Source organism: Limosilactobacillus ingluviei str. Autruche 4, assembly GCF_000312405.1.
Taxonomy (GTDB): Bacteria; Bacillota; Bacilli; order Lactobacillales; family Lactobacillaceae; genus Limosilactobacillus; species Limosilactobacillus ingluviei.
In genome coordinates, this window is record NZ_HE997173.1 from 1,042,172 (window position 1) to 1,060,329 (window position 18,158).

Annotated in this window: 14 protein-coding genes; 1 reads left to right on the forward strand and 13 read right to left on the reverse strand. The window is 47.1% G+C overall.

The window, feature by feature from the left end:
• Positions 1-16 precede the first annotated feature (16 nt).
• From BN54_RS05130 to BN54_RS05165, 8 genes are all read right to left on the reverse strand, one after another.
• On the reverse strand, positions 17-1,177 hold the full coding sequence (locus BN54_RS05130; protein ID WP_019206093.1) for a glycerate kinase: 1,161 nt from the start codon (positions 1,175-1,177) through the stop codon (positions 17-19).
• A gap of 77 nt (positions 1,178-1,254) precedes the next feature.
• The gene (locus BN54_RS09830; RefSeq protein WP_019206094.1) at positions 1,255-2,184 is read right to left on the reverse strand and encodes a hypothetical protein; all 930 of its coding nucleotides are present in this window, start codon (positions 2,182-2,184) and stop codon (positions 1,255-1,257) included.
• A gap of 114 nt (positions 2,185-2,298) precedes the next feature.
• Positions 2,299-5,277: a DEAD/DEAH box helicase gene (locus BN54_RS05140; protein WP_019206095.1), complete on the reverse strand. Its 2,979-nt coding sequence runs from the start codon at positions 5,275-5,277 to the stop codon at positions 2,299-2,301.
• A complete protein-coding gene (locus BN54_RS05145) occupies positions 5,277-5,693 on the reverse strand; it encodes a (deoxy)nucleoside triphosphate pyrophosphohydrolase (protein WP_019206096.1) in 417 nt (138 codons plus the stop codon). The genes BN54_RS05140 and BN54_RS05145 overlap by 1 nt, the downstream gene beginning before the upstream one ends.
• 101 nt (positions 5,694-5,794) lie before the next feature.
• Positions 5,795-7,759, reverse strand: a complete 1,965-nt coding sequence (locus tag BN54_RS05150) for an alpha-L-rhamnosidase-related protein (protein ID WP_019206097.1) — start codon at positions 7,757-7,759, stop codon at positions 5,795-5,797.
• A 15-nt stretch (positions 7,760-7,774) separates the two neighbouring features.
• Positions 7,775-9,019: an MFS transporter gene (locus BN54_RS05155; RefSeq protein ID WP_019206098.1), complete on the reverse strand. Its 1,245-nt coding sequence runs from the start codon at positions 9,017-9,019 to the stop codon at positions 7,775-7,777.
• Between the two features lie 4 nt (positions 9,020-9,023).
• The gene (locus BN54_RS05160) at positions 9,024-10,607 is read right to left on the reverse strand and encodes an alpha-L-rhamnosidase-related protein (RefSeq protein WP_019206099.1); all 1,584 of its coding nucleotides are present in this window, start codon (positions 10,605-10,607) and stop codon (positions 9,024-9,026) included.
• Positions 10,608-10,618: 11 nt separating this feature from the next.
• Positions 10,619-11,887 (reverse strand): MFS transporter, encoded by a 1,269-nt coding sequence (locus tag BN54_RS05165; protein WP_019206100.1) that lies wholly within the window; start codon positions 11,885-11,887, stop codon positions 10,619-10,621.
• A 156-nt stretch (positions 11,888-12,043) separates the two neighbouring features.
• Here BN54_RS05165 and BN54_RS05170 point away from each other — a divergent pair, with 156 nt between their 5' ends.
• Positions 12,044-13,006 (forward strand): AraC family transcriptional regulator, encoded by a 963-nt coding sequence (locus BN54_RS05170; protein WP_019206101.1) that lies wholly within the window; start codon positions 12,044-12,046, stop codon positions 13,004-13,006.
• Between the two features lie 73 nt (positions 13,007-13,079).
• On the opposite strand, the gene BN54_RS05175 is transcribed toward BN54_RS05170, so the two are convergent.
• The 5 genes from BN54_RS05175 to BN54_RS05195 form a co-directional block, all read right to left on the reverse strand.
• A complete protein-coding gene (locus BN54_RS05175; protein ID WP_019206102.1) occupies positions 13,080-14,582 on the reverse strand; it encodes a YfcC family protein in 1,503 nt (500 codons plus the stop codon).
• A 13-nt stretch (positions 14,583-14,595) separates the two neighbouring features.
• Positions 14,596-15,741, reverse strand: coding sequence for an ArgE/DapE family deacylase (locus BN54_RS05180; protein WP_019206103.1), 1,146 nt, complete (start codon positions 15,739-15,741; stop codon positions 14,596-14,598).
• Between the two features lie 130 nt (positions 15,742-15,871).
• On the reverse strand, positions 15,872-16,681 hold the full coding sequence (locus BN54_RS05185; protein WP_019206104.1) for a MurR/RpiR family transcriptional regulator: 810 nt from the start codon (positions 16,679-16,681) through the stop codon (positions 15,872-15,874).
• A gap of 10 nt (positions 16,682-16,691) precedes the next feature.
• Positions 16,692-17,759 (reverse strand): agmatine deiminase, encoded by a 1,068-nt coding sequence (gene aguA / locus BN54_RS05190; protein ID WP_019206105.1) that lies wholly within the window; start codon positions 17,757-17,759, stop codon positions 16,692-16,694.
• Between the two features lie 76 nt (positions 17,760-17,835).
• Positions 17,836-18,158, reverse strand: a 323-nt coding sequence (locus tag BN54_RS05195; protein WP_019206106.1) for an amino acid kinase family protein, incomplete at its 5' end; no start/stop codon positions are given.

The following is an 18,158-nucleotide window of genomic DNA, read 5'->3' on the forward strand; positions in this document are numbered from 1 at the left end:
ATAAATATGTCGTGTGTCAATTCCCATTCATCCGCAATTTTTTATTTTGCGCTTCCCAGAGTCGGGCAATTTGCGTGGCAGTAATTTCAAGATCAGCCTTTGCTTCTGCCATCGCTTGGGTTAACACCTTGGCTCCGGTGGGGGTCGCAAAGACGGCGTCGATCACATCAGTCAAGTCCGCGCCGCCGGGGCCAATGTGTCCGGTAAGGGCGATCACCGGCGCGTGCGGGGCGACGGCTTTAATCGCCTGGGCCACCCCGTACGGAGTTTTGCCAAAGCGGGTCTGAAAATCAAGACTGCCTTCCCCGGTGAAAGCCAGGTCGGCGCCGTGCGCTTTCCGTTTTAAATTGGTTGCCGCCACCACCAGTTCCACCCCGGGGTGGAGGCTGGCGTGGGTGAAGGCTAACAAGCCGGCCCCTAAGCCCCCGGCGGCCCCGGCACCAGGCACTTGCGCCACCGCTTGACCCAGCCAGGTCTGCAGTTGCGCAGCGTAATGGCGGAGGTTGGCCTCCAATTTTGTCACCATTGCCGGCGTCGCCCCCTTTTGCGGGCCAAAGACGGCCGTGGCCCCCTGCGGCCCGGTCAGCGGATTGGTGACGTCGGAAGCCAACTTGATTTTAACTTCGGCTAACCGTGGGTCCAGCTGGCTGACGTCGATTTGAGCTAGTTCACCCAGGGCGCCCCCGCCGAAGGGCAACTCCTGGCCACTTTGATCCAACAAATGCGCCCCCAAGGCCTGGGCTAGCCCCGCGCCACCATCATTGGTCGCTGAGCCGCCCAGGCCCAAAATAATTTCGCGCACCCCCTGATCGAGGGCATCGCGAACCAATTCGCCAGTCCCGTAAGTCGTCGTCAAGAGCGGATTTAATTGATCAGCCGGCACTAAGGGCAAGCCACTGGCCGCGGCCATCTCAATCACGGCGGTTTGCCCCTGACCAAGCAAGCCGTAACGAGCGGCGACCGGCAAGCCTAAGGGACCAGTGACCGTGCGCGTTATAAAGCGCCCGCCCGTCGCATCAACCAGGGCTTGGACCGTCCCTTCACCCCCGTCGGCCATTGGGACCAACACGTATTCCGCATCCGGCCAAACCTGCTTTAACCCCGCCTGGATGGCTTCGCCGACTTCTTTGGCCGTCAGTGACCCCTTAAACGAATCTGGTGCGATTACGATCTTCATTGCTATTCCTCACTTCTGTTTTTTATCCATTAATTTGGAAGCTTTCCCGGGTAATAAACATTGCACGGCAAGCTGATTCAGTCATCATCGCGGTCAAAGCCAAAGTCATCAGCGGGGCCCCAATCATCAAAGCCGCCCGGATCGTCATGATCTGCCCAGTCATGGTCGTAATCATCGTCCCAACCGTCACCGGCATCCCAATCGTCATCGTCATCGCCATCCCAATCATCGGCATCGTCGTGATCCCAGTCATCCCATTCATCATCGTCTTGACGCTCTGCTTCGTAAGCCAGGTCCTTGGCCACTTCGGCTTGCAATTCGGCCAGACGCTCCTCATCCATTGTTGGCAACGGGTCACCAGCTGCTTCCGCAAACTCTTCGGGCGTCAACTTTTCTGCTCCGAGCTCCCGCAAAGCCGACGAAGCATCAACCATCATCTCTTCTAAAATTTGGTTCTCCGCGTTCGGGAGCCAACCGCTCAATTGATCGTTGGCGTCTGCAAAACGGCCATCATCCAAAAGCGCAAATTCATCCGCAAAATCGACGACCGCTGGGGATTCGGGAAGTGCTTCCCAAGTACTCTCATTCCGACTGCGACAGTCGACAAAGGCGGGATCACGCCAATCAGTGGTCCAACTTTGGACTAGCCGTCGCATCTCATCACCGCAAGCTGCCAAATCGGCCGGTGTTTTTTCGGGCCTCGGAACCACATAGCGATCGCGGCCATTTTTGACGAAATAAAGATACTTCGCCGGCACTTGAGGATTGACCACCAGAAACGCAACGTGGCTAAAGCGGATCGTTGCCCACCGGTTAAGCAGTCGCAAGCGGTCCGTCAAGGCCGTCCACTCTGCGCTTTGCCCAGTCAAACCATGCGCGATCTGGGTCGCCATGGCACTATCGGGGCGCGGCACGATTACGTAGGTGCCAACATCCGGCTTTTTGATGTCAATGTCCCAGCCAAATTGTTCCCGTAGCATTACGCGGATAAAGTTGTCCTTGTTCATTTTCCAGCCCTCCCGGTGTTCTGTCCCCATTATAAATTTCCCGGCATGGCGACACAATGCCGATTATTTCCCGGGAAATGAAAAACGCCGTCCGCAGACGACGCACAATTAAGATTAATTGTCCTTGGTAAACAATTCGTACAATTGATGACTGACAGGGTGGCCTAAGGCAAGGTTCATCGATACCAGTGGTTTGCCATCAAGGGTTTCTTCTTGGGCCGAGTTCGGTACGTACTGGGCCGTCCCCAAATAGTAGAAGGTCTTGTTATCTTCTGCCCCCGACTTCTGTACAAACATATGCAGATCGTAATCACCAGAACAGAACTTGGCAATTTCCTTACTGTCCAACCGCCGATTATTCTTGGAATAATAGTGCATGTGTTGTTCATCTAAGAAGCGGTCCTTATATGCGATGGATTTCCGAATGTCATCAGCCTTATCGTAAGTAATAAAGATCAACCCCGCCTGCTTAGTAAAGACGTACCCACCAATGTTAAGCGGCGTCAAGTTTTGGTGGTGGTTGATTAAACGAAGGCTATCCTTGCGGGTATACTTTTCCCCAATCACAAACGGGGCCGCTCCCACGTACCGCTTTCCTCGCAGCAAACCGGTGGTAATCCCATCCGCCCACAAGCGGGCAAAAAATTCATTGGCTTGCAAGCGCTGCTTCAAGTGGTCGTTTAGTCGGTATTGATCACTTGCGGCTTCCCAACTAATTAGCGGTTCACCCCCGTAACCCGACCGATTTGGGGCGGCTTTTTCACTAAAAAATTGTAAGGTCAAAACCTGGCGCATCGACGTCAAGGTAGCTTCATCCGTCGCCGCACCGCAGGCTTTTAACTCCGTTACCAGCGCCGGCCCACTAACGATCGCTTGCTTTAACAAATCCCGTAGCAACACTAACTCATGCGGCCGCTTCCCATTTAGTAATTCAGCGGCTAAGAAAGTCAACCACCGGTCCTCTTGCTCATTCACTTCACCAGGCGCCTTAACTTTTTTCAAGAAACGGGCGTAATTCTTTTCCTTATTTGCTAAGATCACCGGATCAATTGAGTTCGCCCGGTAAAAGTCCTGCAAGAGTGGTACCCGGCCGACCCGTTGCTTGATGTTATGGTAGATTTCTTTCAGCCGACCCATTTCATCCAATTTAATTTCCCGCAGCGATTGATAAATCTTCTCCTTAGCCACCGCCTCAAAGGAAATGGTCGAAAGGCCAACAGTTGGCTCTACTAACAGGGTCTTGCGGGCGTTGTCCTTGGAAAAGGAATCATCCCCGGTTAAGGCAATCGGAATCATGTAATTATTTTGGTAGTTCCCAATGAAGTCGATCACTTCGACGTAGTCCTTGCCCGGCGCCTTCCGTAACCCCCGCCCGAGCTGTTGGATGTAAACAATGCTGGAATTGGTATTTCGTAAAAAGACCACCTGGTTGACGCAGGGAATATCGATCCCTTCGTTGAAGATATCAACGGTCACAATGTAATCAATTTCGCCCCGTTCTAGTTGACCGACCACCTGACTCCGGCGGTCAATCGAATCGGCCCCGGACAGGGCCACCGCCGGATGATCCTGGCGGGTAAATTCTTCAGCCATCGCTTCAGCTTCTGCGACGCTCGCACAGAAGACCAAGCCGTGTAAAGTATCACCCGAATAGCCGTAATACTCCGTGGCTTGAAGAATGTAGGCAACCCGCTCGTGGCTGGAAAGCAGTTCTAAGACGCGGCCGGTAAGGTTTTTGGCGTCGGCTTTTTTCGCCCAAGCGGCGTTAAATTCATCAATCGTCGCTTGGTCACTATCAGCGCTAAATTCAAAGTCCTGCACGCCGACATAGTGAAAAGGACACAGCATCCCTTCTTCGAGGGCATCCTGGAGACGAATTTCATAGGCGACCTGGTAGTTAAAGAGCTCAAAGATGTTGAAGTCGTCATTCCGTTCCGGCGTGGCCGTCATCCCCAAGAAAAAGGCCGGCTTGAAGTAGTTCAGCAGGGTCTGATAAGTCGCTCCCCCCGCATGGTGCACTTCATCAACCAGAATGTAATCAAAAGTATCCGGGGTAAACTGCGAATAACTCTTTTCCTTGGCCAGAGTTTGGACGGTCGCAAAGAGGTACTTGGCTTGCCAATCGTGCTGGCTCCCGGTTAAGAGACCATAATCTTCGGCCGGGCCCCCCAGGATCTTTTGGAAACTCGCCAGCGACTTACGTAAAATTTCCTCCCGGTGGGCCACAAAGAGCAGGCGTTGAGGTTTTACCTGGAGGGCATCAAAGGCTGCTAAGTAGGTTTTCCCGGTCCCGGTGGCTGAAACGACTAAGCCGCGGTCAGACCCCTGATCCCGCAAGGCTTGGATCTGGCCCAAGGCCTCCTTTTGCATCGCATTGGGCGTAATCTTGTCGTCAGCTTGTGGCTGCAAGGCACGCTGCCGGCGCCGTAGGGTTTGGTGCGCCGGTTGAGCGGCTTGGTATTCACTAACGTACTGGTCAATCCATTCGGCCCTCAGCGGTTGGGCGGCTTGCCATTCGGCTTCGATGTTGTCACTAACCTGCTTAACGATCTCGCCATTATCCAGCGAGCTGACCTGCAGGCTCCACTCGTAATTTTGGTTCTTCATCAGGGCGGCCGTCGTTAAGTTAGCACTCCCGATGATGATCGTTTGGTAGCCTTCTTTTTCGTAAATGTAACCCTTTTGGTGGAAACCCTCTACGTCAGCCAACCGGACGGTTAAGCCCGTGATTTTGAGAAGCTCCCGGAATACCTTCGGGCTGTTAAAACACAGGTAAGTCGAAGTGAGCAAACGTCCCCGCACCCCACGCGCTGCTAGGGCCTTGAAGGTTGGCTTTAAGTTCGACAGCATCGCGTCAGTAATAAAAGCCACCGCAAAAGTGTAGGCCTGACAATCATTCAATTCGGTCTTAACCTGGTCATAAATCTGGTTGCCAAATTGATTAGTCAACAAACGCGGGGCGTATTTACTAGCGGCGGTAAACTGTTGGCGGTCGACATAGCCGTTTAAAACCGCCCGGCCTAGTTCAGTCACCACCCCCCGGTTGGCGTCAGTTTCACTTGCAAAAATTTGGCGATAATCAACCGTTTCCATTAGAACGTCAATCCTTTCAAGTCCGCCTGGGCAACTTGCTGAGCCAACGGCGCATCCGCCCCGGCCCAATTTAAGGTCATTAATTCCGCTTGGTCGCACCAACGCAACTCACTGTGGGCAATTAAATCAAAATGATGACTTTCCAAACGCGCATAAAAGACGGTCAAGTGCACCGTGCCAAAGTCGTATTCAAAAACTGACGTTGGTCCGACCGCTGGGCCAACGGTAATTTGATCGTTAAATTCTTCTTGTAACTCCCGTACTAAGGCAGTTTGTGGGGTTTCCCCCGCTTCAATTTTGCCCCCTGGAAATTCCCACAGGGTGCCTAAAATCCGGTCATCCGCGCGCTTAGAAGCTAATACCTGTCCCTGAGCGTTCAAAATTGCGGCCCCGACCACGTGAATTTGCTTTGTCATCTGCCTACCTCCGACTGTTTTTTCCAAAGTATAGCAGCTTTTTGAAAGCGGTGAACAGAAGAAAATTAAAAATCCGTTGGCCAGGAGCCAACGGACTTAAATCACTCTGCAATTTCGACAGTTACTATTTCCCCCTTCGGCAATGACCACGTCTGGTCACCTAACCTTAAGCATCCTCCGGGCCGTGTTGCTTGAACTTGGAGTTGGGATCCCTTCTTCCGAATCACTAACTCGCCATCCTTAAGTGGTAGCGTGCAATCCAAATTTTCAAATGCTGTTAGTACCGGCGCGACTTCAAAAGTTTGATAGCCCGGCGTTAACGGACGCAGGCCGATAAAGTAGCGACCGAGTAAATAAATCGGACTTGCTCCCCAAGCATGACATAAACTCTTGCCATAAGGATCACCATACATTGCATAGTGCGCAGCCCCTTCTTTTTGCGGATCATATTCTTCCCAGAAAGTTGTGGCCCCAAGCGCTAACATCCCGCCCCAATAGTTTCGAATTTGCTGTAAAACTTGATTTTGTTGCCCTAATTTACAAAGCGCATCTTGTTCAAAAAATTTAAAGTACGGCGTGGTAATTTGCGTAATTTGTTCATTCAAAAGTACTTTATTTAAAATCGATTGCTGTCTTTCAGGTGTTACTAAATCAAATAAAATTGCCAAAATATTAGGGTGGCGTGAGACGTGACGTTTGCCTGACCGATAACTATCAATGAAGCAGCCTAATTCATCATCCCAGAAATAGCGCTGTGTGGCTGCTAGCAATTGCTTTGAAGCCTCTTGATATTCTTTAACATCTTGTGCCAAAACTTCACCACAGCTTGCCAGCGCTCGGTAGCCAGCTACTAGTAATAGTTGTTCGGCTGCCGTTGTCCCCTCTTTATCAATCTCTGACCAATCGACAAAAATCCAGTCGTGATTACGCCCATACAGAAAGCCATGCTCATCTGTTTGCTGGCGTAGATAGTCCACCATCGATTTCATCTTCGGATACACTTGGACTAAGAATTGCCGGTCGCCCGTCATTTGATAATGATTATAAACACTAATCACCCACCAAATTGAATAATCCACAATGGTATTTAAGTGTTGCTTTACTTCGTCATGCCCTCTTAATGTTAAAATCGTTCGTCGATCTACCCCTTCATCAAAGTTCGAATATTGATTAATAAAGTTGGCTTGGTAGGCATCGCCTGCCCAAATCCATCGATCGCGTTTGATACCATCAATAAAGAACCAGTCACTGCATAGATCAAAGGTCGTTTGGGCTACTTGCCAAATCTGATTTATTTGTTTGTCGTTCGACTCCCACTTAGCCCGATGCGGCCGCGGATAATATTCGTGTTCTGCTACTAACGCAACTTGGTCAGGCTGAACTTGCGGAATAAATACATAACGAAAAGCCCGTTTTCGAATGGATGTAGTGGGGGTTACTCCACGTTGTTGGTAGTAACAATCTTTGGTATCCAAAGCTTCCGTTTCTGATTCACCATAACAAAGGGTGATTTCAGCTCGTTGCTCGCCTTGCCAGGTAACCCGCAACCTCCCATTAATCGCCTGACCAAAATCATATAAGGTTCCACCAGCAACTGCGCTAATGTTTTGCGGTAAAATTGGCTGCTTCGCATAGTAGAGTTGGTTCGGATCCTGAATGGCCTGCGTATACCGCTCATCATAGCCCACTTGGGTAGTTTGTAAAAAGTTACTTACCTGCCAACTAGGATCCGAGTAAATTAACTCGCCAGTGACGTAAACGCTAGGGAGCCCATTGGGATTTCCAACATAAATTTCAATTTGATGATCACCAGGTGGGCAAGTAATAGGGGTTTCAAAGGGATACTTTTGGTTATCCACTTTGACATGTCCGACTCCGCTTGCTTGGACTTGGAAAGTTGTTGCTCTTGTTAGTTGGTATTTGCGTTGGAAGAAAACATTGTGATAGCAATCCTCTAAGTACCAATAAGCAGGCCAGCCCATCCCCCGTTCTTCTCGGGTAAAGTTTTGCATCATCCCCTGGCGAATTTCAAAATCCCCGGAGTACCATAACCAATACGTCGTCATCCTGATCGTCCTTTCTTAATTTACCTCCTGGCGATGTAACATTTGCACAATTAAGATAGCTAATAAGCCTGATGCTACCGCACACCCAAAAATAATCCACAAGAAGTTCTGAACCGACCATGCCATTAACGTTGGCGTAAATAGCGAAAAACCAGCGGTAAAGAACCGGACAAATCCATATGAGAAGCCTGTAATCGAAGCTCGCACATCAACTGGATAGAAGGTTTGCGTCCAGATTTTATAAATCGGTTCGCCACAAAGCGTGTTAGTAGCTGAATACATAATGTACGCAACCGTAAAGACCCACCAAATATTGCTCCAGAAGCCAGCGCAGAAGAAGGCAACTGACCCAACAAGAATGGCACCATACATTACCGGATAGCGATATTTAGTATCCGAAACTTTAACGTACAGTGAATTAGAGGCGAGATTGAACAGATTGGCAATCAAGGCCACCAAAGTTGCGTAGGCCTGAGTTTGGTGAGAAACCGTCACTAAGAAGTAATTGACAAAAGATCCCCAGGTATTAGCTGGTAAGTTCCACAGTAAATAAAACAGTGTTAATGCCACTAAAACTTTCAGATATTGACCATTTTGCAAAATATCGCGGAGACGCACTTTAGCTTGCTTTTCTACCGGATGAGCGGCTTCATTGGCTTGTTCCAGACTTTCTTCAACGGCGCGGAACCGCCGAGAAAAGACCCGGATCGACCAGTTAATAAAGGCAACCGCAGCAATGACCCCAAAGATCCACCGCACGCTACCAACCGTCATTTTAGCAGTCAAAAAACCGATAAACTGGGACATTAAAATCCCGATGGTCCAAAAAATCTGAGTGATCGTGATGGCCCGTCCATATAATTGATCGCTTGTCCGCTCAGAAATCACTGCCAAGGAAGTCGGTAAATCCGCTCCTGAGGCTAACCCCGCAATAACTGTCCCAAGTAGTAAAAGCGGGAGATTTGGCGCAAATGCAATAATGATTGCCCCTACCGCTACACACAGAATATCGAGATTAAAGACGCGAACCCGACCAAAACGGTCTGATAGACAGCCGCCAACCACCGCCCCTAAGGCCACCATTAGCGTTAATAAAGTGCTAATAAAGCCACTTTGTAAGGGGGTTAACTGCATAAGCTTGGTCCAGATCGGTAGGGCTACCCCCAAACTTACTAACAAACTTGAATCTAAGTAAGAAGCGGTCCCTGCTACTAACACGAGTGACCAAACTTTCTTATCCATTCTTGGTTGATTTGGCATTGGACTAAGCCTCCTCCGTTAAATACTTTTGGATCAAATATGCAGGGGTACAGCTCCAAGCATGACAATAACTTGATACAATCGGACTGCCATATGGTGAATAATCTGGTTGATCAGGATCAAAGGCTTCCCAGTACGTATCTGCTCCCAAAGCCAACATTTTCCCCCAATAATGCTTCAGCAGCGCTACCGCCTCGTCGTTTAATCCAGCCATGAATAACGCTTCTACAACGTGGTGATACATGTACGGAGTCGCAATTCCTCGAATCGGGAATAGCTGCTTAATCATTGTTCGCATCACTACTTGAACCTGATCACCAGTAACTACGCCTGCCAATACCATCCAGACCTGACTTGCGACGTTAATTTCACGTTTTGCCCCACTAACAAATAAATCTTGTTGCGCATCAAAAAGCTGTTCTTGGGCATACGTAACGAGTTGTTGCAAACTTGCCACATAACGTTCCGTCGGCTGGGCAGCAGCCTGGAGCAACGTAATTAATTGCCGGAGCGCCAAAATTAAGACCCCTTGGCCGGCCGTTGTTTTATCAAACTCGTTTGACCAATCGATAAAGACTGGGTAGGCTTCATCTTCTTGGTAGCCCCCTTGATCATTAACCCTAGTTAAAGCAATTTCCATTTGTGCTGTTGCAACTGGCAAGAGATCAGCTAATGCTTCTTGATCTTTTGTATGGCGATAGTAATCTGCCAACGTCGAAATAAAGAATAAACTGTAATCAAACAAGAACGTATCATCCGGAACATAGTTCGGCTTAGTAAAGACATTAGCCACGATTCGGCCATCTTTGGCCGTCATCGCCGCAAACAAGTATAAACAGCGCTTCACTAATTCTCGGTTATCAAACGTCGCGTAGTTAGCTAGCGCCTGCAAACGCAAGTCGCCTAACCACAACCGCCGATCTCTTTTTGGCCCGTCTTCAAAGACCTCTTGCATACAATCTTGGAGCGTTTTGACACTCACTTCGTAAATCCTTTGTAATTCGGGGTCAGCTAATTTAACCGACGGGAGCTTAGTTGGATCAGCTGACGATTCAGTAATCACTTCTGGCTGCTTAAATTGCACGGCCCATTTAGGAGAAGTATCAATTACCGTCAATTCAACGTAGCGAAAAGCGTAGCGACGTGGCAGTTTTAACGTTGCCGGTAGTTCATCAAAATGAACGATTTCTTCTTGAATCCACGACTTACTTAACCAGCCTTGATAATCACTAGCTTGATACGACAGTTCGGCCGGCACTTCAGCAAATCGGATTCGTAAGGTTAATGGCGCGTCTTGCGGTGAGCCAACGTGCGTAAGCTTTAATTTAAATTGCCCCACATAATGATTTCCAAAATCGAGAATAACTTGATCATCCCGAGCAAATTTACGCTCCTTTAAGTCAGCTAATTCACCATTTTTAACCACCCCCACACCATCTAATTTCGTTGGATCATTACACAACTTAACAAGCTGACAAGGGACAACTTTCTGGTGCTGCAACGGAGGAGTCAGGCGAATTGCCTTTTCCAACAACCTTTGATCATGCTTAAATTCAACATCATCGTTAATTTGAAAAGTAAATGCCATCGTGTCATCTCCTATTTATCTTGAACAATCCCGTATTTCTTTTGTAACCGGATAACTACTAATCCAGCAATAAAGGCCACAATTACTAAGCCTGTAAAAGCAAACATCGTGTACCGGATCGCCGATGGTACCACCAAGGCTGGTGTAACGAAGGCAAACAGTCCGCAGGCAAACCGCGAAACCCCATTCATAACCCCTTGAACGGCTGCGCGGGCTTCAACTGGGAACGATTCTTGAGTCCAGACCTTGTAAATGGCTTCCCCAGCAATGTTATTCCCAATGTTGTAACAACCAATCGCAATTACAATTGGCCATAAGGCATGGCTTGAGATTGCTAAACCAAACATAGCCGCAGCCTGAACAATCATCCCAATCCAGAAGAACCGATTCCGGTTCGGACTTGAGGCAACCGTCGAGAAGAGGGTAACAGCAATTAAACCGACAAAGTTTAAAACAATTCCCGCCCCCGTGGCAAAGGTTTGTGACGCATGCGCTTGAACTAACGTAAAGGTTTGGAATTGTCCAAAGGTGTTAGCCAACAAGTTCCAGCAAATGTAAAAGACAAAGATTCCGATGAAAAAGCCCAGGTATTGCTTCTTGTTTTGCCCTGCAAAAAGTACCTTCATCCCCGATACGGCCACTTGATCATCTGCTTTTTCAGCTTGGGCGACCCGTTGCGCACCAGCTTCGTGAAAGGCCCGAAACTTTGGTGAAAAAGTCCGCCATAACCAAGCCATGGCAGCAATCAGCGCCAAAATGGCAAAAACAATTCGGGCCCCAGTTGCCCCACTCATCTTAGAAACAACAAACGAGCAGATGTAAGAGATGAAAATCCCAATTTGCCAATAAATTTGCGTCGAAGAAACTAAACTAGCCGATACCTTTTCATTTGGTGAATCGTGTGAAACCACCGTTAAACTAATTGGTAAATCAGCGCCTGAGGCCAAGCCGGTAATTACAACCCCAAGTAATAAAATCAAATAGCTCGGAGCAAAGATACAAATACAAGTGCCCAAAACATAGACTAAGTTCAACCAGTTAAAGGAACGAATTAAGCCAAAAGTTTTACTAATTGGTCCAGATAACATCCCACCAATTGCAATTGCAAATGTTAGTGCCGCCGAGATGATCCCTACTTGTTGATTCGTCATCCTTAGTCCTTGCTGCCAAACGGTGATTGTCGCTGATAAGCCCACAATAATCCCGGACCCCAAAATTGAACCTAGCCCCGCCGCAGTTGCTAAGGGACGGTATTTTGCCACCAATTCTTTTTCTGTCATGTTGATGCCTCCCTAACGTTTCATTTTTAATTCGGCTTAATTTTATCCCGCCAGTGGCACCGCTTACAATATCTTAAAGGTGGTATAATAGTTGCAAATTTACAGGTCGAAAAAGGTTTGAATTAACCTTAATTAGTAAAACAGGTGGCTTTTAGAATGAATGGTCTACTTAATTTTCTCTACCAAGAAGATCCAATTGAAACGCAACAACGCCAAAATCATGGGCAAAATATCAACGATATGCGACTGGACTATGGTCCCCGGACCATTCCCCGGATCCCCAAAAACAATTTTTTTACGCATTCCTTTGTCGCAACAACTAAGCAACACCGCTATTCTTACATGCCTGCGCATTCCCATGATTTTATTGAATTAAATTACATGGTCTCTGGTCAATCTAATCAGGTCTTAAATGGGCAAACCTATCAATTACCGGCTGGTCACTTATTGGTAATGGACCGTGAAGTAATCCAAATGTACGGCTATATGGGGACCGATGATTTATTAATCAACATTTTGCTCGATCCGCAACAAATCCCCGCTAATTTCACCAAATTAATTGAACCAGCAAATAGTTTTATTCGCTTTTTGTACAATGCCCTTCAAACCAATGGCGATCACACCAGTCTTTTGATTTATAACTTGAATCAAGTTCCTCAAACCAAGTTGCTCTTTGAGACGTTAATCTACTATGCGATGACCAACGCCACCCCTGTTTGCGCCCGCGAGCCACTCCTCGCCGCTAGTTTAGCTGCCTTACCTCAGCCAACTGTTGCCCATGTTCAAGAACTTGACAATTCTGCAAATCAAATTCAACAAATTGTCGCCTTTATTGATCAGCACTATCAAACTGTCACCCTGGAATCGTTAAGTGCCGCTTTTGGTTACAATAAAAATTACCTCGGCAATAAATTAAAGCAAAGTACGGGCCTCTCCTTTACAGAGTTGCTAGATCAAAAACGATTAGTAACCGCCCAAAACCTTCTGTTAAATACCAACCTTTCGCTAGAGGTAATTACGCTTGAATTAGGTTTTAAAAACCCTACCTCCCTTTTTCGGTTATTTAATAAGTTAGTAGGAATTTCACCAACTGAATTTCGTCAAACCGCTCGGCATTAAGCTACGGATAATTATGTAAAAAAACGCCCATCACAACAGAGCGTTGCCACAGACGTTTGAAGTTTAATTTGCTTTAAATCATTACCAAACCAACTAAGTATACACAGGTCACCACAAAGAGCAGGACAATCAACTTTGCTTCCCATTTCCACCATGCCGTAAACGGAATTCGCGCTAGGGTCAGGCCGCCCACTAGCATCCCTGCCGTTGGCGTGACTGCAGTTATTAAACCTGTGGCAGCTTGATAAGCCGTTACCACTGCACTCCCATCGACATGCGCAAAGTGCGCTAATGACCCCATAATCCCCATGGTCGCGGCAGCTAGCCCCGAACTTGATGGAATTAAGAAGGATAAGAGGATAAAGAAAACGAACGCTAAAATGATAAACACGCCTTTTGGCATCCCTGCTAACGTCGTTTCGCCGGCATGTAAAATTGTTCCAGTAATATAACCAGCATTCATCACAACTTGAATTCCCCGGGCTACTGCCACAATAATTGCGACACTCATCAATTCTTGCATCCCCGTCATAAAAGCCTGAATAAACTCATTTTCCGGGATTTTGGCGACAAATTTTACCACAATTGCCATTAAAAAGAACAGCATCGTAATTTCGTTAAAGTACCAACTCCCTAATGGGGTCGCATCCTGACCAACCAAGGTACCCAAAATTGGTACCGTGCGAAGCCACTTAGTAAAAGTTTCAAAGCCCGTCCAGGCTGGATTGATGCTCGACCACGGAACCAAACCGACAATCATGATTAAAAAGGCAAGAATAAACACCGTCAAAACACGTTTTTGGGCCTTGGTTAATGGGGTCGGTTCCGCTTCCAGTTGATCAACTTTAAAGTGGGCTAAGTCAGCTTGACGTTGCTGGTAGACAAACGACTTAGTTGGATCCTTCTTTACCCGTTTTGCGTAACGTAAGATATACCAAGTTGAAAGAGCAGTCGTAACCCCTAAGAGCAAAATCCGAGAAAACAGCCCATCACCCGGCGAAATTTTAATAATTGCCGATGCTACCCCAGTGGAAAAGGGGTTCACTGTCGAAGCTAAATCACCGACCCGGGTCCCGATGATAATTACCCCCGCTGCCACTAAAGAATCGTAACCTACGGCCATCATAATTGGCACTAAAAGTGGGAAGAAGGCCATCGTTTCTTCCACCATCCCATACGTTGAACCACCGAGCGCAAAAATTATCATCAGTACAATAATTAAGCGTTGCTCATGGCCACGCGAATTAAGGACAACGGAACGAATGGCATCATTTAGGGCTCCAGTGTGATTAACTACGCCCAAAAAGCCCCCAATCACCAAAATAAATAGTGCAATCTGAACTGCCCCACTCGTAGCTTCATTTCCGACCATTCCAATCACGGGTGCCATAAAGATATCCCAAAGTCCTTGCGGATGGCGGGCAATCGTGTGGTAAGTCCCGGTAATTAAATTCCCTGCTGAATCCTGGCGGTACGTCCCAGCGGGAATTACCCAGGTCAAAATCGCTAGTAACGCAATTAACCCAAATAAGATCGTAAACGCCGATGGCAACCGTCGCTTCTTTTGTTCTGCCATTATCGCGCCCCCCTTAGTCAAAAAACTTTTGGGCTAAGCGTTGGTAGAATTCAATGGCCTGATAATAGACCGCTAGCTCCACATATTCATTGCTGGCATGAGAAGTACTCCCACCTGGTCCAATCAAAGCAATCGAAAAGTCACCTTTTGCATGTAAAAATTCTGAGCCATCACTAGCTCCCGATTGGCCAACCGGAGTCAACGGTGTCGCAAAGACTTCCTGATGCACTTGGTCGATTAAACGCAACAGCGGTGCATCTGCGTTTCCAGGCATCGGCTCCTCAGGAAAACTGTAAGTTAAGTTTAAATTGTAGCCAGGCCGCTGATTTAACTCTGCTACTAATCCATCCAAAATATCGTAAACTTGCTGGTTAGGATGGGCTGGAATTGTACGAATATTTCCCTTTAACGTAGCTTGAGCAGGGACACTATTTATTTGCTCCCCACCTTCGATGACACTAATCACGTGGGTTAGTGGACCCAACACCGGATCCGTTTGGTCTAATGCGGCTAACCGCACTTTTGCTTGGTTGGCAAATTCCAAAACATGATCTAAAGCATTAATTCCAAGCTGTGGGCGGGAAGCATGTGCGCCCTTACCCTTAGCAGTCAGAATGTAGTCGATGACCCCTTTAGCAGTGTAGCCAACCTCACCCAAATCAGCACTTGGTTCTGCAATTACCAGCCCTGCTAAATGATCAGCGTACCCCGCTTCCGTTAGTTGAGCGGCACCATATTCACCCGTTTCTTCTCCGACTGTCGCCAATAAACGAATCTGACCTGGTAAAGTCTGGTGTTCTAACATTTCCAACAGGGCTACAACAATCGCAGCCAAACCACTCTTCATATCACAAGCGCCCCGGCCATACAGTCGACCATCTTTAAGAGTTGCCTTAAAGGGATCTGTGTCCCACTGAGCTAAATCTCCGGGCGCAACTACATCCATATGCCCGGCTAAGCCAAGCGTCTTATCACCTTGACCAGCCGTGATAACTAGATTGTCGCGCCCTGGCGCGTAAGTAACCCGCTCAATTGTTACTTGATCGCGGTATGGAGCAAATAAAGTAACTAAGTAATCGGCTACATCTGCCTCGTGATCATTAACTGACGGGATCGCAATCAACTGCTTGAGAATTTCGAGTTGCTGTGATTTTTCCATTGTCAAGCCCTCCTTTAGTTAAATGAATTACAATTTAATTATAACATCTCTCACTTTTTATAATGATTTTATTTTTAAAGGTCGCTGGCTTCATATACATAATTTTCTGCTTCTTTAGGTGCCAAGTCTATTACTGCTTGGTTTGAATGCCCGGAAAATTAAAGTCCCGTTGCCCATAGTTTTCAATATATTGGTATAAAATTAACTCTAAAATCGCCATCATCGAAATATGAGAGGTAATATCTGAACCATTCAAAAACACATCATCTGTAAACATGTAAAAATTGATGTCACTAAGGTTCTGAATAATATTATTATCTGCTTGGGTAACTGAAATAATGGTCGGAGTTACCTTCGCCCGGTGAAAATCATTTAACATTGTGATATGCTCATCATCATTTCCATGGTAGCTTAAAATAAAAACCACTGAGTTTGAATTTACCTGATGAATCGCTAACCGCCGGTAATCATGATCCCGCGGGAAATGGACACTAAAGCCCGCCATCGTATACAAATAATAAAGGTACTCCGTAATGTGTTTACTAACACCATTGGCAAAGAAGAACACTTCCGGGTGCTGAGCCAGCAAATTAACAACCTGCTCTAATTTTTGCGCCTGAATAACCCGAACTGATTCATTAATATTTTTCAAGTACTCTTGACGGTAATCGCGTTGTTCGACCGTAAAGGGTTGTTTTTCTGGTGCTCGTTGATTAAGTAACGTGAACTTAATTACCGTAGAAAATTCAGAATACCCAGAAAAGCCAATCTTTTGCACAAACCTTAAAAAAGTTGCTGAAGATACATAGGCCATCGCTGCCACTTCCCGGATGCTCTTGCCGCGGATCTCCACCATGTTTTTAACTACAAAATCAAATAATTCCTGATCGTTCTTAGAAAGTCCTGCTAAGTACGGACTAACAATTTCAAAGAAATTCATAGTTGCCCCCTTAAATTGCCGGTACATGCGTCACGATCGTGTGAAGACCACCACCACCGATTAAAATTTCCCGGGCCGGAATCCCAATCACCTGACGATCTGGGTATAGTTGTGCTAACTTAGCCTGCGCTAATTCGTCCGCCGGATCCTCAAATAATGGCATAATAATTTGCTTTGTGGTCGTAATGTAATTTACGTATGTGGCCGTCAACCGTTGACCAATCTTACGTGGCATTGACCCATTAATATCTTCAACCGTTGCAGCTTCGGTCGCCGTTAAAGTTAAAATTTGTGGCATTTGCAAACGATGAATCTCAAGGGGCTTCCCCTGGGCATCGGTAGCTTGACCCAAGATTTTCTCCGCCGCACGACAAACCTGATAAACCGGATCCGTTTGATCATCAGTCCAGGTAAGGACAACTTGATGTGGTGCAACAAAGTTCAAAAGATTATCAATATCGCCACCAGTTTCATCAAGGAAGTAGCCATGATCCAGCCAAATCATTTTTTCGATTCCCAATTCATCATGAAGGAGCTGATTCATAACTGTTTCTGTCATTCCTGGGTTTCGATCTTCTGCAAGCAGCACATCCCTGGTTCCGATACCAGTTCCACAACCATCTGTATGAATGGCACACCCTTCTAAAACAGTTTTGACTCGATGGCTTGGCAAACGAAAATAATCCGCAATTTTTCGTGCAATCTGATCATCAAAGTGCCAAGGAAAGTACAAGCCATCAATTAAGCCACCCCATGCATTAAAGGTAAAATCAACGGTCCGTAATTCATGACCATTGCTAACGAAAAAGGGACCATAATCCCGAATGAAGGCATCGTTGCTACTCATCTCCACAACGCGGATTTTGTTAGAGAGCCTTGTCCGCGCATTCAAGTATTGGTCTTGATTCACAAAAACAGTTACTGGTTGCGTTTGGGCAATCTGCTCTGCAATTTGGGTCACTATTTTTTGGGCCGGCTTTCCACCATTGCGCCAATTATCTGGGCGCTGAGGCCAAACTAGTAAGCTTTCTTGCTGCGGAGCAAACTCAGCTACCAAACGAAAAGGTTCATGCTTCATCTTAAAATTTTCCTCCATAATTAAACGCCAAAAAGAGCCGATCCCTGATTAGAATCTGCTCTTTTTAGCTATTTGATTAACCGTGAATCACCGTCCCAAGCTTGCCGGCCAGAGCATCATCCAGTCCGGATAAGGACGTGATGATTGCTTCACGCTCTGGGTGTCCTTCAACAAAGGACAGGCAGGCTTGAATCTTTGGCAACATGCTTCCGGCAGCGAAGTGGCCTGCTGCCATGTATTCCTTCGCTTCATCGACGGAGATGTTTTCCAGCCGCTTTTGATCTGGTTGGTTGAAGTTGATGTAAACATAGTCAACCGCCGTCAAAATAATCAGCTTATCTGCGTCAATGTTGTCAGCTAACAAGGCACTGGACCGGTCTTTGTCGATCACGGCTGGGA

Coding starts and splice junctions, on each gene's coding strand:
- BN54_RS05185 (WP_019206104.1), bottom strand. CDS start 16,681: ATGAATTTCTTTGAAATTGTTAGTCCGTACTTAGCAGGACTTTCTAAG.
- BN54_RS05155 (WP_019206098.1), bottom strand. CDS start 9,019: ATGCCAAATCAACCAAGAATGGATAAGAAAGTTTGGTCACTCGTGTTA.
- BN54_RS05180 (WP_019206103.1), bottom strand. CDS start 15,741: ATGGAAAAATCACAGCAACTCGAAATTCTCAAGCAGTTGATTGCGATC.
- BN54_RS05175 (WP_019206102.1), bottom strand. CDS start 14,582: ATGGCAGAACAAAAGAAGCGACGGTTGCCATCGGCGTTTACGATCTTA.
- BN54_RS05150 (WP_019206097.1), bottom strand. CDS start 7,759: ATGACGACGTATTGGTTATGGTACTCCGGGGATTTTGAAATTCGCCAG.
- BN54_RS05165 (WP_019206100.1), bottom strand. CDS start 11,887: ATGACAGAAAAAGAATTGGTGGCAAAATACCGTCCCTTAGCAACTGCG.
- BN54_RS05160 (WP_019206099.1), bottom strand. CDS start 10,607: ATGGCATTTACTTTTCAAATTAACGATGATGTTGAATTTAAGCATGAT.
- BN54_RS05145 (WP_019206096.1), bottom strand. CDS start 5,693: ATGACAAAGCAAATTCACGTGGTCGGGGCCGCAATTTTGAACGCTCAG.
- BN54_RS05140 (WP_019206095.1), bottom strand. CDS start 5,277: ATGGAAACGGTTGATTATCGCCAAATTTTTGCAAGTGAAACTGACGCC.
- BN54_RS05130 (WP_019206093.1), bottom strand. CDS start 1,177: ATGAAGATCGTAATCGCACCAGATTCGTTTAAGGGGTCACTGACGGCC.
- BN54_RS05170 (WP_019206101.1), top strand. CDS start 12,044: ATGAATGGTCTACTTAATTTTCTCTACCAAGAAGATCCAATTGAAACG.
- aguA (WP_019206105.1), bottom strand. CDS start 17,759: ATGAAGCATGAACCTTTTCGTTTGGTAGCTGAGTTTGCTCCGCAGCAA.
- BN54_RS09830 (WP_019206094.1), bottom strand. CDS start 2,184: ATGAACAAGGACAACTTTATCCGCGTAATGCTACGGGAACAATTTGGC.